Genomic DNA, 15519 nt, shown 5'->3' on the forward strand with positions numbered 1-15519 from the left:
CGTGCGGTTGGCCAGCCTGGGCTAGAGTGCCTCGGTCAGCGTCACACCCGGGATGCCGGACTGTTCCGGAAGCGGCCGGGACGGGCGCTCGGTCCGGATGGCGTCTTCAATCAAGGCCACGGGGCGCTTCCACGCCGCAGAGCCCGGTTCCATGGTGTCCACGGCGCCAATCAGCATGGCCACCAGCCGGACCATGTCCTCGATGGTGATGTCGCGTCGCAAGGAACCCTGGCCCTGGCCCCGCTCAAGGAGGGTGGCCATGGAGCCGATGATGCCGCGGGTGATGCCGATCAGGAGTCCGCGCCGGCCTGCGACGGCGTCAAGGAGGTTCGCGTCTTCGCTGGCTACCTGCATCACGGCATCGATGACGTTGATGAGTCCTTCTGCGGCGTCCATGCCGTCCAAGGCTGCTGCGGCGACGGGGTCTACATGCTGGCGCAGTTGGCGTGACAACGCGGCGAGGACCAGTTGCTCTTTGTCCGAGAAATTGCGGAACAGCGTTGCGGGGCCAACCCCGGCGGTGGCGGCAATGGTCTGCAGGGGCACTTCGGGCCCGTGTTCCCGGAAGCATTGCCGGGCAGCGGTGATGATTTTGTCCACATTGCGTGCGGCGTCTGCCCTGAGGGGCTTGCGTTCAGAGGGCTGTTCCATGCTTGTCAGGGTAGCAACGGAGCGCCCTTGGCCCGTTGTTACGCGGGAGTAGGCCGTTATATGACAAACCAGTACGTGAAACACTGGATTTTATGTTGCTTGCTTTCTCAGTCGCCCCTTCGGGCCAGCCCGCATCCGCCGCCAACGGCGGACCCACCCCCGACGCTTCCGTGCACGACGCCGTGGCTGCCGCCGTCAAGATCGTCCGTGAATCCGGACTGCCCAACCAGACGGACTCCATGTTCACCACCATCGAAGGCGAATGGGACGAGGTCTTCGACGTCGTCAAACGCGCCACCGAAGCTGTGGGCCGCTACGGCAGCCGCGTCTCCCTGGTGATCAAGGCCGACATCCGGCCCGGTTACAGCGGCGAACTGACCGGCAAGGTGGAACGACTCGAAGAGGCGATCTCCGCCACGGACTAGATCCTTCCCCAGCGGAGCCACCGGTGCCAGACTGGGGGCCATGATTGAACACGTGGCCGAGCCCGGTTGGGTCGACGTCGAGCGTTACCTGACTGACGTCGTCGTGCGTCCTGAGCCTGCCCACCAGCGGGCCTTGTCGTCCGCCGTCGAGGCCGGCATGCCGGCGATTGAAGTAGCCCCCAACGCAGGCAAGCTGCTCCGGATGCTGGTTCAGATGTCGGGGGCCAGCCGGGTCCTGGAGATCGGAACCCTGGCCGGTTTCAGCAGTATGTGGATGGCACAGGGACTGCCCGACGACGGGCGGCTGGTGACGTGCGAATTCCTCCAAAAGCACGCGGACGTGGCACGCGCCAACCTTGATGCTGCCGGGGTGGGGCACAAAGTGGACATCCGGGTGGGCGCTGCCCTGGACACCCTTCCCACGTTGGCGGGGCAGGAATCGTTCGATTTCGTCTTCATCGATGCGGACAAGGAAAACGACTCCAATTACCTCGATTGGGCCATCCGGCTGGGGCGCCCGGGCACGGTCATCGTGGTGGACAACGCCATCTGGGACGGCGCCATCCTTGAACCCGAACGGGATGAGGTCAACGCGCCCGGCATCGTCAGGATGCTGGACATGATGGGCCAGGATCCGCGCCTGGACGCCACAGCCATCCAGACGGTGGGCAGCAAGGGCTGGGACGGTTTCGCGATAGCGCGGGTGCGCTAGTGGATTTCACGCTTCGCCCCGCTACGGTGGACGACGCCGAAGCGATGGCCCTCATGCATGTCCAGTCGTGGCGCGAAAGCTATGGGCACCTGCTGCCCCCGGTGTTTTTCGAGCAACAGGAAGCGGCGCTCCCCGACCGCATCCAGCGCTACCGGGACTACATCGCGGCGGGTCACGCCCGGATGCTGGCCCACGATCCCGACGGACTCCTGGTAGGCATCGGCGCCGCAGGCCCGGGCAGGGATGAGGACAGCCCCTGCGAGCGGGAGCTTTTCATGCTCTACACGTTGGAACGCATCCATGGCAGGGGAGTTGGCCAAGCATTGGTGGATGCTTTGATCGCCGATGGCCCGGCGTACCTCTGGGTCCTGGACCACAATCCGCGCGCCCAGGCTTTCTATCGGCGAAACGGCTTTGTTCCGGACGGCAAACAGCAACTGTGTGATCCCTCCTGGTACTCGTTGCCGGAACATCGCATGGTCCGCCCCGGGCTGTAGCAAGTTCCCACCGCACGAGCTGTTCCCACAGCTGACTCATCTGGATATGGTGATCACGGGCGGTGTCGATGAAGGCCGCCCGGTCCGATTCCCGGGAGGAAGCATGTCTATTCCAGAGCAGGATCCAAGCCAGCAGGAAGGCCCCGCGGACGGTGGCGCGGGCGGCGTCCCCGGCATGCACGACGGCGGTGCTGACGGTGGTGCCGACGGCGGCGCAGATGGTGGTGCAGAAGGCCCCGCGGACGGTGGTGCGGACGGCGTCCCCGGCACGCACGACGGCGGTGCTGACGGTGGTGCCGACGGCGGCGCGGACGGTGGTGCAGAAGGCCCCGCGGACGGTGGCGCGGACGGCGTCCCCGGCACGCACGACGGCGGTGCTGATGGTGGTGCGGACGGCGGCGCGGACGGCGGCGCCGGACAACCGGGCAGCTAGGTTTGAGCTCCACCAGCACTGATTTCCAGGACCCCGCCGCCGTGAAAGGCGGCGGGGTCCTGGAAACACGCTTGATCGACATCGGCCAGGAGAAATTCGCCAGTGACGTCTGGGGGCGAACCGCCCTGCTCACCCGTGGGGCCAGCGACTTCTCCGATGTGTTCTCAGCCGGCGCAGTCGACGAACTGGTTTCGCGGCGCGGACTGCGCACGCCTTTCCTGCGCGTCGCCAAAGGCGGTTCAACGCTTCCCGAATCCTCCTACACGTCTCCGGCAGGGGTCGGTGCCACCATCCCCGATCAACTTGATGACACCGCGCTATGGCGCAAATTCGCTGACGGAGCCACCCTCGTCCTGCAGGCATTGCACCGCACGTGGGAGCCGGTGTCGAGTTTCAGCTCGCAGTTGAGCACGGAGCTCGGGCATCCTGTGCAGGCCAACGCTTACATCACCCCGCCACAGAACCGTGGCTTCGATGACCACTACGACATCCATGACGTCTTCGTGCTGCAGATCGAGGGAACCAAGCGCTGGGTCATCCATGAGCCGGTCCACGTGGACCCGCTGCGAAGCCAGCCGTGGACTGATCGCCGCTCCGCCGTCGAAGAGGCTGCTCAAGGTGCGGCGTACATCGACACGGTCCTCGAGCCAGGCGATGTCCTCTATCTGCCGCGAGGCTGGCTGCACGCCGCCCAGGCGCAGGGGAAAGTCTCCATCCACCTCACCTTGGGTATCCACAACTGGACCCGCCATACCTTGGCCGAACATCTGGCACAGGCAGCGCTTGCCGCACTTAGCGACGATCCCGGGATGCGCAGGTCCTTGCCCTTGGGCGCCGACGGACCTGAAGAGGAGATCGCTGCAGTCCGGGAACGTCTCGCCGCCGCTGTCCTTGAAGCCGATACCACGTCCCTTTTCCACCGCGCCCGCAGGGGTCAAGGGCGTCCAGCTCCGCTTGGTCCGGTGGCCCAGCTCGCGGCCATTGACGGCCTCGGCCCCGAATCGGTGGTTCGACTTCGGGAGGCCCTGGAGGCACGGTTTGATGGCTCACGCCTGACCACCCGCGTTGGTTGGCTCGACTTCCCGGACGCAGATCTGCCGTTCGTGCGGCGCCTGCTGGACGGCGGGGATCACCGCGCGGCAAACATCGGCCTGGAACTGGCCGAAAGGTTGTTGCGCGCAGGAGTTCTTGTCCCTGTCGCACAATGACGTCACCTGCAGCCGCAACGGCACGCTTCCTCTGCGCGGAAAGTGCCCGGGTGCGCGGCGACTCAATGGCAGGCACTGCGTCACCCGGCCTCGCCTGGGTCCTGGTGGAATACCGGGGCGCGTGGCCGCCCAACGGCTTCGAAGCCCTTGATCTGGAGGCTGGGACCAAGGCACTCGTCATCTCTGCCGCGCGGACGGCGAATGCACGGATTCTCCTGATACGGCGGCCCGGACCCCGCCGCCGCCCCGGTCCGGGCAAGTGGGCAGTCCTTCGTCACCAAAGCTCCGGCGCCTATCAACAGCACTGGGGAACGTGGGAGCGGGACGAGGACCTCGCCGCGATTGTTGCAGCCTTGGCATCTCCCGGAGAGCCCGGTTTCCCGCCGGTCATCATGGTCTGCGCCCACGGACAGCACGACCCCTGCTGCGCAGTCTGGGGACGCCCTGTGGGACGTGCGCTCAGCGAGCACTGGCCGGAGCTGGTGTGGGAGTGCTCCCACATTGGCGGTGACAGGTTCGCGGCCAACGTGGTGATCGCTCCCGACGGCGTGTACTACGGAGGACTCGACGCCGGGACCGCCGTGGCCACCGTTGAGGAGCACTTCGCCGGCCGTATCCACGCGGAGTATCTGCGCGGTTATACGGATCTCTTGCCGCCGGAGCAAGCAGCGGTCGCTGCGGTGTTGGGGCAGTTCGGTCCTGCCGGCCGGCATGATTATGCGGTCACGGAGACCTTGCGCGAGGGCGATCACTGGCGCATCCACATCACTGGGCGGCCGCCCCGCCCGGCGGATATCGAGGTGGAATTGCGGTCCAGTCGTGCACCGCAGCGTCAGCTGACCTGCCGGGCGCCGGAGGAGGGCTCGGTGGTCGTCTACGAGGCCCTTTCCATCCGCAGAACCTGACAGGTGGGGACCGCCAGAACTGCCGGGCCTAGCGCGATTCCGAATCGTCGGGCGGATCCATGTCCAGCGGTGAATCGAGGAGGCCCGGCGGTTTAGGCACGCGGGCGAGCATCAGGCAGACCACCGTCAACCACGCGACGGCGACCGTCAACACCTCCGCCCACACCGATGCTCCGAGTTCCATGGAGAGATCATATGGCTCCAGAGGCCATAAAGGTAAGTAGCCTTATGTTCAAGATGACCGTCCGGAGTAATGTGGCGCTCCACTAGGCTTGGAGCATGACTCAAGCAGGGCTGAAGTAGTGGCGAAACGCGGCAAACCCAACAGGTCCCAGAGGTCGACGACGGGAGTCGTGGAGGTGCCTTCCGGCACCCGTCCTGATGGTCCGGTCGCGGGGGTCTACTACATCGATACCGGCGACTGCGAGCTCATCCCGGACCAGGACAACTCCAATGGGTGGCTGCTGAAGATCAACGGTGTGATGAGCTCGCACATTGACCTCGCGGATCCGCTGTTCCTGGATTTTGAGTACATGCGCTGGATCGCTGCCTTGGTGGAATCGCGCTGGCCGCCGGAGCAGAAACCGAAGTTGCGGGCCTTGCATCTCGGCGGGGGAGCCTGCTCCATGGCGCGTTACTTCCACGCCGCCTACCCGGAAGCCCGGCAGGTAGTGGTGGAACTGGACGGCAAGCTGGCCGACTACGTACGCGGCTGGTTCGACCTTCCCAAGGCGCCCTTGTTGAGGCTCCGGGTGGGCGAAGCCCGGCAGGTCACCGAATCCCTCACCCCGGACACCCGGGACCTCATCATCCGCGACGTCTTCGCCGGCGCCTTCACGCCCCGTGCGCTGACCACCCGCGAATTCACGGCGCAGGCGGACGCGGTCCTTGCCCCCGACGGCCTGTACGTGGTCAACTCCGGGGACGCCCCCGACCTCAAGAATGCCCGCGCAGATGCCGCGACCATTGCCGATACGTTCGAGCACACCATGATCATTGCGGACCCTGCCATGCTCAAGGGCCGCCGCTACGGCAACATGATCATGGCCGGCAGCCACGCACCCTTCGGAGATGACCCCACGCTGGCCCGCAAACTCCTGGGCGGAGGCGTCCCGGCGCACATCTGGGACGATGCGAAGGTGCGGTCCTTCGCGGCGGGAACTCCGGTGCGGCACGACCCCGTAGCCGTGCCAGCGGCCGAACCCTCAGTTGCGGCTGAGTGAGCTGTTCCACGCCTCCCACAATGTGGCGTACCGGCCCCCGCCGGCCAGCAGTTCCTGGTGCGCACCCGACTCGATGATCCGCCCCTGCTCCATCACCACAACGGTGTCCGCTGATGCTGCTTGTGATAATCGGTGTGCGATCACCACGGACGTCCGGCCAGCCAACGCGGCTTCGGCAGCCTGGTCCAGCATGGTGGCTGAGCCTGTTCCCGCCTCAGCAGTAGCTTCGTCGAGGACCGCGATGGGCGGATCCTTGAGCATGAGCCGGGCGAGCGCCAGTTGCTGTGCTTGCTCCGGGGTAAGCTGGTGGCCGCCGGCGCCTACGGACGTCTCCAGTCCGTCGTCGAGCGTGTTCATCCACGTAGCCCCCACAGCGGCGAGGACGCGCGAGAGTTCCGCGGGGGAAGCGTCCGGTTTGGCAAGCTTGAGGTCCTCGGCCAGCGTTCCGGAGAAGACATGCACCTCTTGGCTGACCATCGCGATCCTTGAATGCAGGTCCGCGGGGGCTGCCGCGGCTGAGTCGAGCCCACCCACCCAGGCGGTCCCGCTGTCCGGGTGTTCAAGGCCCATGACCACCTTGGCCAAGGTGGTCTTTCCGGCTCCCGAGGTGCCAACGATCGCTACCCGTTCGCCCGGACGCACTGTGAGCGAGACGCCGTGGAGCGCGGGTCGCTGGCCCGGGTAGGCGAAGGTGACGTTATCCAGGACGATGCCGGAATCAGTGCCGCGGGAATCGGCGGCAGGGGTGGTCTTGGCCGTGGACATGGTCAGCCCGAACATGCGCCCCAGGCCGGCAGCCGCTTTCTGGAGTTCATCGAACTGCCCCAGGACCAGCCCGATCGGATCGAACAGCCGGTAGAAGTACAGTGCCGCCGCGGTAGCCGCACCAATAGTGACGGTGCCCTCGGCGTGGAGCCAGAAGCCCACCACAAGCACTGCGGACAGGCCGATGAACTCGGCAAGGTTGAGGCGGTTGTAGAACCGGGTCAGGTAGCTGACGCCCTTGAGCGCGTGGCCGATGTTCTCCTGGGAAGCAGTCGCCACCAGCTCCGCATGGCGCGACCCCAGGCCCAACGCCAGGACCGATGGCGAGCCATGGACGGTCTCGATGATCTGTTCGGTCCGGTTGGCCTCGGTGATACGGACGGTCCGGTAAATGGGGGCGGTCCGTTTGAGGAACCAGCGCAGCGTGAACACCTGCAGGGGTGCGGCGATGAGGACGGCCACTGCGAAGCGCCAGTCGATGACCCCAAGGCCCAGCAAAGTGACGGCGATAGTGAAGGCGGCGCTGGTGAACGCGGGCAGCACTCCGGAGATGGCCTCGCTGACAGCCTCGACATCGCCGGACACGCGGGCCACAACATCGCCGATGCCCGCCTTTTCGAGCTGCGCCAAGGGCTTCCGGACAGCCGCCGCGAAGACCTCCTCACGGAGGCCGGCGAGGGCTTCCTCGCAGATCCGGGCCAGCAAGTTCTGGCCGAGGATGCCCAGCAGGGCGCCGCATCCGCCCGCCACCAGCAAGCCGATGGCCAGCCACAGCAAGTTCATGACGTCTCCGCCGCTGGCCGCGATGTTGACCATGATGCCCAGGATCGCCGGCGCTGCCAGTCCACAGCAGGCCGCCGCCAGCAGGACGAATATGGTCCAGGCGAGCCGTCCGGGGCGCTGTGCCAACAGGCGCCACATGGCCCGTCGGGTCTCGCGGGGTGTGGCGATGGGCAGGATATCGGAGCTCATGAACCCACCACCTCGCGGTAGCCGGCCGACGTCGCGAGGAGTTCCCGGTGCGTCCCGGTTTCCGACGCGCCATCGCTACCTCCCACCACCACCCGGTGACAGACGGCCAGCAGTGTGGGACTGGTGGTGACCAACACCAACGCCTTGTCCGGGAAGTTGCGGAGGCCGTCCGCGATCACAGCTTCGGTAGCGGTGTCGACGGCGGTGGTGGGGTCGTGCAGGACCAGCACCGGCTGCTGCTGGTGCAGCGAGCGGCCAAGAACCAGCCGCTGCCGCTGCCCACCGGACAGGCTCTGGCCATGTCCGGTAAGAACGGTTTCGGTGCCTTCCGGCAGTTGGGAAACGAAGTCCCCGACGGCGGCAGCCGCCATGGCGCGCTCTTGCAGGGGGATATCGGCTGCTGCCACATTGTCGCGGACACTGCCGCGGAAAAGGACGCCTTCATGGCTGTCGGCGAAAACTTTGGAGCGGACATCCAGTGGGTCCAGATCGGCGGCATCGTAGCCGTCGATGGACACTACGCCGCGGGGAGCGGGTGTGCGGAAACCAAGGGTGTCCACCAATCGCCTGGCTTGCGAGCCGTCCGATAGCACCACGCCCACGATCTCCCCGGCGGACGCCGTGAAGGGCGGGAAAGCGCTGTTGTTCGGACTGTTGCGGAGTTCGAGGAGCGGCGCCGGTTCCCCCACGAGGGTGGGCCGTGCCGCTGACCCGGCCGCCGCCGTCGTGCGTTCTGCTGCGGCGATACGGTCCCTGGAAGCAGCGCGGTGGCCGTCGGCGAGGCGTTCCCCGTCAACAGGTGCGGGCACCGCATCCGGTTCCTCAAGCAGTACCGCGATGCGTGCCGCCGAGGCCCGTTTCCGGGCGAGTTCCACGCTGAGGAAACCGAGCGCGGCCATGGGTCCCTGGACGAATTGGGCCACGCCGACAACCGCCACCAGCTGGCCTACTGTGATGGTGCCTTGCACGGCGAACCACGCTGCGAAGAAAGCGATCCCGGCCAGGAACGCAGCGGACAGCGCGGTGCTGGCGCCGTTATAGGCGGACCTGGCCCGGACAGCCCGCAGCCCGGCCAGCAGTGATGTCCGGCTGGCGGCCTGGTAACGGGTGACGGCTGCTTCCTCGGCGCCGAGACCCTTGAGGGGGCGTGATCCGGTCACGAAGTCCGTGGCCAGGGCACCGGCGCGGGCCGCCGAGGACTGTTCCACATCGCTGCGGTCCTCCAACGGTTTGGTGAGGCGCTGCATGACCACCAGCATGACGGGGGTGGCCACCAGGACTGCGATGCCCAGGGGGACCGAAATCAGCAGCAGTGTCACTGCAGAGGTTACGACGCCGGCTGCGGCGGCGAGGCCACCACCGATGAGCCAGGACAGGCCGGCAACCCTGTCTGCGTCGGAGGAGGCGATCGCCACGATTTCGCCCGGTGCGCGCCGGGCTGCCATGCCGCGTGGGTGGAGGGTGCGTTCCACCGCCAACTGCCGGAGGTCGTGCGAACCATAGAGGAAGGAGCGGTTGGTGGCCAAGGTGCCGATGCGCCAGGAAAGGGCGAGCACCACGAAGACGACAGCCAACGCGCCAAGCCACCAAAGGAGGGCCCCGGCGTCGTGCGGTGCAATTGCTTTGTCCACGGCGGCGCCGATGGTCGCGGGAACCAGGGCCTCGCTGACCTGGTGCAGAATAAAGCCGGCGCAGCCCACCAGCAGCAGCTTCCAGCGGCCATTGGCCATCAGGGTGTATTTGAAGAGACGGGAAGCCGTCCACGGTGTTGGCTTGTTACGCCCGGGTGGGCAGGACGGAATGGCGGAACGGGAGGGCATGCTTACCATAGTAAGGCTCACCTAACTTCGAGAAGGCCATATGACCCGCCAAGCTATATCGCAATCCGGACAGACCGTGCCACAGGCGACGGCAGCGGTGGAGGTGCACCAGGTCTATGGCGTCTACACGCAGTATTTCGAGTGCGCAACGCCGGCAACCTGGACTGAACACGTCCACACTACCCATGAGCTGCTCTGGGGTGCCCGGGGCGTTCTGACGGTGGAAGCTGACGGCGGCTTCTTCGCCGTACCGGCAACGCTGGGCCTTTGGATCCCTGCGGGCGTGGTCCATGCTGTGAAGTCCACTCAGGGGACGGGGTTTTACTGCTCGCACATTGACGGCCAGGTAGTGCCCCATCTGGCGAACCGTACAGTGGCGGTGACGGTGCCCGCCGCCGCGCAGGAGTTGTTGCGCCACATGAGCGATTTCGATATGGACGACTCCCTCCGTCAACGCTCGGAGCAGGTGGTGGTGGGGCTGCTGGATGTTGTGGATGCCCGGCCGATGCTGCTCCCGATGCCAACCGACCCCCGCCTGGAACTCATAGCCCGGGCGCTCCTGGATGATCCTGCCCTGGACCGTTCGCTGGAGGAGTGGAGCGTGGAGGTTGCCATCAGTGTCCGCAACCTGTCCCGCCTGTTCCACAAGGAAACCGGCATGACGTTTGCGCAGTGGCGCATCCATGCCAGGGTGCGGGTGGCCTTGGGGCTGCTGGCCGCCGGTTACCCCGTTTCTTCGGTCAGCAGGAGGGTGGGTTACAACAACCCGAGTGCCTTCGTCCAAGTGTTCCGAAAGGTGATGGGGCACACTCCTGGCTGGTATGTGGCCTCGCTTAAGGCCGGAAACCATCACTCTTTGGCCGGTTCCGAATAGATTCCAGCGGTCAAAGGAGTCCTTGCGTTGTTAGGGTAGGTATACCTAACTTCGGTAGTCGCTGACTAAGCCCATCATCGGGCCGCGGCCACCAACGGGAGCTCTCCGTCTCCCCTGAGAACCAAGAGGACCGCAGTGATTTCACGCACTAAAACCATGTCTGCCGCCGTCGCAGCCCTGGCATCCGCAGCCCTTCTGCTGAGCGGATGTGCCACTACCGATGCCAGCGCGAGCGCGAAATCGGAAACCCGCACCGTCACCAGTGAGGTCAAAGAGGTCAGCATACCCGCAGAGCCCAAGAAGGCTTTGGGCATGTACACCACAGACCTGGACATGCTGATCACGCTGGGCATTCCGCTGGCCAGCCAGCAGCCCATCCGCGACAGCGGCTACACAGGCTTCCCGTACTTCTTTGACCAGGAAGCACTGAAGGGCATCACGCCCTTCACCAACTACCCGGAGTTCAACTTCGAGGCCATCCTCAAGGCCCAGCCGGACGTCATCCTGAATGGCCTGGGCTACGAGAAGGAGCTGGACGGCAAGCTCTCCGACATCGCTCCCACCTACACGTTCAACGGCTTCGACGGCAGCGACTGGCGCACCAAGTTCAAGACCGTAGCCGAGGCCTTCGACAAGACGGAGCAGTACCAGGCGTGGATGGACAAGTACCAGGCAAAGGTGGACGACGTAAAGAAGCGTCTGGCCGCCGCCGGCAAGAGCGACCTGGTGATTGGTCCCGTGGATTACTACGAGGACCAGGTATCGGTCAGCTGCTACGGAACGCCGTGCCTGGTCATCAAGGACCTGGGCCTGAAGGTGTCCCCGCTCGCTGACGGTGAAGGCTCCAAGCTGAGCGCCGAGCAGTTGGAACAGCTCAACGGCATCGATGCCATCATCACCACCGAGGTTCCCGAGAAGGACGGCGCCAACCCGGACGCCTTCGCCCCGCTGGCCAACAACAAGCTGTGGACCTCGCTGCCCTTCGTGGCCAACAAGCAGATCCACACGTACGACCTCGAAATGATCTACGGTTCCCCGAGCGGTCAGTACGCCCTGCTGGAGAAGTTCGAAAAGGCCCTCCTGCCATGATGAGCATCTACCGGGCCGAGGTCCTCGCTACCCGCCGTTTGACGCCTGGAATGGTGCGGATTACCTTCGGCGGTCCCGGCCTGTCCGGCTTCGACACCACGGGTGTCGGCGACGAATACCTCCGGGTCTTCCTCCCCGATCCCGGCACGCATGAGGCCCGGCTGCCCATCTCCACCGGAGACTCCTGGGACTGGTCCGAGGGCGTGGAGCCGTCCGCCATGCGGACCTACACGGTCCGCGCTGTGGACCCCGCCGCCGGAACGGTGGACATTGACTTCGTCGTTCACGACGGCGGATTGGCAGCTTCCTGGGCACAGCGCGCCCAGGTGGGTGACGTCGTCGGGCTCAACTCGCCGACCGGACTGTACGAACCCCCGGCCGACCTCCAGTGGCAGATCCTGCTGGCCGACGCTACCGGCCTCCCGGCGGTCGCGCGGTTGGTGGAGCAGACACCGCCGGGTGTTCGGACCCGGGTGCTGATCGAGGTGGAGCACCCATCGCACCAGCAGGAGCTGACCCTGGGCGCTGGAACCGAGGTCGCTTGGATCTACGGCGGCAACGGCCATAGCCAGTCCCGGCTGGACGAGGTCCTGCGTTCCATGGAACTCCCCGGCGGCGTGGGCTACATCTGGGTGGCCGGCGAAACCAAAGTGCTGCGCGGGATCCGCAAGTACCTTCGGCATGACAAGAAGCTCACTCCAGAGTCCTACAAGCTGATCGGCTACTGGACGGACAAGAGCGAAGCCTGGGAAGCGCGTTGGGAAAACCTCGACGCCGAAACCCGCCGATGGTTCGACGATCTTTGGTCCAACGAGAAGCGCGATCGCGAGGAAATCGTGGACCTGCAGGACGCCAAGTTCGAATTGCTGGGCCTCTAAATGGCGTCCGGAACCATGGCACCGCGCCCTGTCGCTGAAGCTTCTGTTGCTGAGGCCTCTGTAGCTTCGGTAGCTGACATGCAGGACGCGGTGCCGGTTTCTTCTGCACGTGAGCGCCCAGCGGGGTTGGTGGCCGTGAACCGGTACCGCCTCCTGGGACTGCTTTCAGCGATTGCCGCGCTGGCCCTGGTTCTGTGGCTAAGCCTGGTGGTGGGGTCTAAAGACGTGGACATGGGCCATCTCTGGCCTGCCATCACCGCGTACAACGGTACGCCGGAGCATGTGATCATCCACGACCTCCGCCTGCCCCGCACTGTCACCGGAGTGGTGGTGGGCATAGCCCTCGGCCTGTCCGGGGCGCTGATCCAGGCCTTGACGCGCAACCCGTTGGCGGACCCCGGCATCCTGGGCGTCAACGCGGGTGCGGGCTTCTTCGTAGTCCTCGGGGTTGCGCTGTTCGGAGTGACCAGCATCCACGAGTACATCTGGTTCTCCTTCGCCGGTGCCGTGGTTGCCACCGTTGCTGTGTACTTCATCGGTTCGCGGGGGAGAGGCGGGGCAACACCGCTCCGCCTCACCCTTGCCGGCGTTGCCCTGGGAGCAGTCCTGGGCGGAATTTCGTCAGGGATCACCCTGTTGCGGCCCGCCGTGTTCGACAGCATGCGCAGTTGGAGTGCCGGGACGTTGAGCAACCGTACGTGGGAAATCTTCACCACCGTGGCGCCGTTCATCCTGGTGGGGACGCTCATAGCGCTCGCCCTTGCGCGGCCCCTTAACGCCGTGGCCATGGGCGACGACACCGCCAAGTCCCTCGGCGCCAACCTCATCCGCACCCGGGTGTGGACCATCGTGTCCGTCACCCTGCTCTGCGGTGCCGCAACGGCCGCGGCAGGACCCATCGGCTTTGTGGGGCTGATGATTCCGCACGTTGCCCGGTGGATCGTCGGGCCGGACCAGCGCTGGATTCTGGCCTACACCCTGGTGCTTTCACCCGTACTGCTACTCGTCTCTGACATTGCGGGCAGGCTGGTGCTCCGCCCCGGCGAAATGCAGGTAGGCATCATCACCGCCTTCATTGGTGCGCCTGTCCTGATATGGCTCATTCGACGCCGGAAAGTGAGCACGCTGTGACTTCGGTTGACCAGGCGACTTCCCTGGAACGGGCGCCTTCCATCAACTTCGGCCGGCGGACGCTCGCTGTCCGCCGCTTCGGCGGGCGGCTGTCACTGCGCGTCGACGTCCGTACCCTTGTTGTCACCGCCGTCCTCATCGCCGCCGCCCTGGCGCTCGCCGTCGTCGCCCTTGGCCTGGGTGAGTTCAGCGTTGCGGTGCCGGACGTCGTATCGGCTTTGCTGGGTCAATCCAGCGGAGCCGTGCACATGGTGGTGGTGGAGTGGAGATTGCCCCGCGTCCTCCTGGCCCTGTTATTGGGGGCGGCCATGGGGGTCAGCGGGGCAATTTTCCAGTCGCTGACGCGCAATGCGCTGGGAAGTCCGGACGTCATCGGCTTCAACACCGGTGCCTACACGGGTGCCCTGGTGGTCATCCTGCTGATGGGTGGCGGCTACTTTGCTGTCTCCGCCGGTGCGCTGGTGGGCGGCCTGGTGACTGCTGCTTTGGTGTACGTGTTCGCGTACAAGAAAGGCATCCAGGGCTTCCGGCTCATCATCGCCGGCATCGCTGTGAGCGCCATGTTGGCTTCCGTGAACACGTTCATGATCCTCAAAGCGTCCTTGGAACAGGCCATGTCCGCCGCCGTCTGGGGTGCCGGTTCCCTGAACAAGGTCTCGTGGGACCAGGTGCTGCCCGTGGTGGGTGTCTTTGTGCTGCTGCTGGCCGTGTTGGCGTTTTACGGCAGGCGGTTGGGGCTCCTGGAGATGGGCGACGACGCCGCCAGGGCCTTGGGCGTTCGGCTGGAAGGTTCGCGGCTGGTTCTGGCAGTGGTGGGCGTGGCGTTGACCGCGATGGTCACCGCGGCGGCCGGTCCGATCGCGTTCGTCTCCCTTGCCGCCCCGCAACTGGCACGCCGGTTGACCCGCTCCGCCTCGGTGGGCATGGTTCCCTCTGCGGCTATGGGAGCCTTCCTGCTGGTGGCCAGCGACATCGTGGCGCAGAACCTGTTCGCGCCGATCCAATTGCCCGTGGGTGTGGTGACCGTCAGTATCGGCGGCTGCTACCTCGTGTGGCTCCTTGCCCGGGAAGTGAAGCGGCAATGAGCGAAGAAGTGAAGGAGATTGCTGTGACTGATGTGTTGGATGTTCCGGTTTCTGTTGGCCCGCTGACGGCTTCCGCCCGGCTCCACGCTGAGAATGTGAGCCTGGGGTATGCCGGCCGGACCGTGTCCGAGGCACTTGACGTGCGCATTCCCGATGGTGAGTTCACCGTGATTGTTGGGCCGAATGCCTGCGGAAAGTCGACGCTTTTGCGTGCGCTGTCCCGGCTTCTGGAACCCACGTCCGGCGCTGTTCTCTTGGACGGGAAGAGCATCTCCTCATACGGTGCCAAGGAAGTCGCGCGTCGCTTGGGGTTGCTGCCGCAGACATCCATCGCCCCCGACGGAATTACCGTGGCGGACCTCGTTGCCCGCGGCCGATACCCGCACCAGAAGTTGCTGCGCCAGTGGTCAGAGGCTGACGAAGCCGCTGTTGTGGATGCTTTGGAAGCTACCAATGTGACCCCGTTGTCCGGCCGCCTGGTGGATGAGCTCTCCGGTGGTCAACGGCAACGCGTGTGGGTGGCCATGGTCCTGGCCCAGCAAACCCCGCTGCTCCTGTTGGACGAGCCCACTACGTTCCTGGATATCGCGCACCAGATTGAGTTGCTGGAGTTGTTCCGGCGGCTCAACCGCGAGGGGAACACCCTGGTGGCCGTGCTGCATGACCTCAACCATGCCTGCCGCTACGCCACGCACCTCGTAGCCATGAAGGACGGCGCAGTGGTGGCCGAGGGGCGGCCTGCCGACGTCGTCACAGCCGAACTGGTGGAGCACGTGTTCGGCCTGCCGTGCATCGTGATCGATGATCCCGTGAGCCACACGCCGCTGGTGATCCCGCTGGGTTCCTGACTT

General features: G+C 65.5%; 17 protein-coding genes. 13 read left to right on the forward strand and 4 right to left on the reverse strand.

Annotation, left to right across the window (positions count from 1 at the left end; translation table 11 throughout):
• Positions 1-21 precede the first annotated feature (21 nt).
• Complete coding sequence (locus AB4Y77_RS14305) at positions 22-651, reverse strand: TetR/AcrR family transcriptional regulator (RefSeq protein WP_311211568.1); 630 nt, start codon at positions 649-651, stop codon at positions 22-24.
• 92 nt (positions 652-743) lie between these two features.
• Here AB4Y77_RS14305 and AB4Y77_RS14310 point away from each other — a divergent pair, with 92 nt between their 5' ends.
• The 6 genes from AB4Y77_RS14310 (at position 744) to AB4Y77_RS14335 (ending at position 4831) form a co-directional block, all read left to right on the forward strand.
• The gene (locus AB4Y77_RS14310; RefSeq protein ID WP_089593387.1) at positions 744-1076 is read left to right on the forward strand and encodes a thiamine-binding protein; all 333 of its coding nucleotides are present in this window, start codon (positions 744-746) and stop codon (positions 1074-1076) included.
• A gap of 40 nt (positions 1077-1116) precedes the next feature.
• The gene (locus tag AB4Y77_RS14315; protein WP_311211567.1) at positions 1117-1788 is read left to right on the forward strand and encodes an O-methyltransferase; all 672 of its coding nucleotides are present in this window, start codon (positions 1117-1119) and stop codon (positions 1786-1788) included.
• Positions 1788-2285 carry a GNAT family N-acetyltransferase gene (locus AB4Y77_RS14320; RefSeq protein ID WP_311211566.1) on the forward strand — a complete coding sequence of 166 codons (498 nt, stop codon included), beginning with the start codon at positions 1788-1790 and terminating at the stop codon, positions 2283-2285. The genes AB4Y77_RS14315 and AB4Y77_RS14320 overlap by 1 nt, the downstream gene beginning before the upstream one ends.
• A 103-nt stretch (positions 2286-2388) precedes the next feature.
• Positions 2389-2718, forward strand: coding sequence for a BatC protein (locus AB4Y77_RS14325; RefSeq protein ID WP_311211565.1), 330 nt, complete (start codon positions 2389-2391; stop codon positions 2716-2718).
• A 2-nt stretch (positions 2719-2720) separates the two neighbouring features.
• Positions 2721-3926, forward strand: a complete 1206-nt coding sequence (locus AB4Y77_RS14330) for a cupin domain-containing protein (protein WP_396136265.1) — start codon at positions 2721-2723, stop codon at positions 3924-3926.
• Between the two features lie 65 nt (positions 3927-3991).
• Positions 3992-4831, forward strand: coding sequence for a sucrase ferredoxin (locus tag AB4Y77_RS14335; protein WP_396136266.1), 840 nt, complete (start codon positions 3992-3994; stop codon positions 4829-4831).
• 28 nt (positions 4832-4859) lie between these two features.
• Here AB4Y77_RS14335 and AB4Y77_RS14340 read toward each other — a convergent pair whose 3' ends face one another.
• Positions 4860-5015, reverse strand: a complete 156-nt coding sequence (locus tag AB4Y77_RS14340; RefSeq protein ID WP_311211563.1) for a hypothetical protein — start codon at positions 5013-5015, stop codon at positions 4860-4862.
• A 118-nt stretch (positions 5016-5133) separates the two neighbouring features.
• Between AB4Y77_RS14340 and AB4Y77_RS14345 the strand changes: the two genes are divergently transcribed.
• Positions 5134-6054 (forward strand): spermidine synthase, encoded by a 921-nt coding sequence (locus AB4Y77_RS14345; protein WP_311211562.1) that lies wholly within the window; start codon positions 5134-5136, stop codon positions 6052-6054.
• Here the strand turns inward: AB4Y77_RS14345 and AB4Y77_RS14350 are convergent.
• Entirely contained in the window at positions 6037-7791 is a 1755-nt protein-coding gene (locus tag AB4Y77_RS14350; protein ID WP_311211561.1) for an ABC transporter ATP-binding protein, read from the reverse strand. The genes AB4Y77_RS14345 and AB4Y77_RS14350 overlap by 18 nt on opposite strands.
• Positions 7788-9611 (reverse strand): ABC transporter ATP-binding protein, encoded by a 1824-nt coding sequence (locus tag AB4Y77_RS14355; protein WP_311211560.1) that lies wholly within the window; start codon positions 9609-9611, stop codon positions 7788-7790. Before AB4Y77_RS14355 ends, AB4Y77_RS14350 begins: the two co-directional genes overlap by 4 nt.
• A 40-nt stretch (positions 9612-9651) precedes the next feature.
• On the opposite strand from AB4Y77_RS14355, the gene AB4Y77_RS14360 reads away from it, so the two are divergent.
• From AB4Y77_RS14360 to AB4Y77_RS14385, 6 genes are all read left to right on the forward strand, one after another.
• Positions 9652-10485, forward strand: a complete 834-nt coding sequence (locus tag AB4Y77_RS14360; RefSeq protein WP_311211559.1) for a helix-turn-helix domain-containing protein — start codon at positions 9652-9654, stop codon at positions 10483-10485.
• 135 nt (positions 10486-10620) lie between these two features.
• Positions 10621-11574, forward strand: a complete 954-nt coding sequence (locus tag AB4Y77_RS14365; protein WP_311211558.1) for an ABC transporter substrate-binding protein — start codon at positions 10621-10623, stop codon at positions 11572-11574.
• Positions 11571-12452: a siderophore-interacting protein gene (locus AB4Y77_RS14370; RefSeq protein ID WP_311211557.1), complete on the forward strand. Its 882-nt coding sequence runs from the start codon at positions 11571-11573 to the stop codon at positions 12450-12452. Before AB4Y77_RS14365 ends, AB4Y77_RS14370 begins: the two co-directional genes overlap by 4 nt.
• Positions 12453-13583 carry an iron chelate uptake ABC transporter family permease subunit gene (locus AB4Y77_RS14375; RefSeq protein WP_311211556.1) on the forward strand — a complete coding sequence of 377 codons (1131 nt, stop codon included), beginning with the start codon at positions 12453-12455 and terminating at the stop codon, positions 13581-13583. It begins immediately after the preceding gene.
• Positions 13580-14668, forward strand: a complete 1089-nt coding sequence (locus AB4Y77_RS14380) for a FecCD family ABC transporter permease (protein ID WP_442014406.1) — start codon at positions 13580-13582, stop codon at positions 14666-14668. The genes AB4Y77_RS14375 and AB4Y77_RS14380 overlap by 4 nt, the downstream gene beginning before the upstream one ends.
• Complete coding sequence (locus tag AB4Y77_RS14385) at positions 14665-15516, forward strand: ABC transporter ATP-binding protein (RefSeq protein ID WP_442014407.1); 852 nt, start codon at positions 14665-14667, stop codon at positions 15514-15516. The genes AB4Y77_RS14380 and AB4Y77_RS14385 overlap by 4 nt, the downstream gene beginning before the upstream one ends.
• Positions 15517-15519: the final 3 nt, after the last annotated feature.

It is taken from the genome of Paenarthrobacter sp. YAF11_1, assembly GCF_052113445.1.
GTDB lineage: Bacteria > Actinomycetota > Actinomycetes > Actinomycetales > Micrococcaceae > Arthrobacter.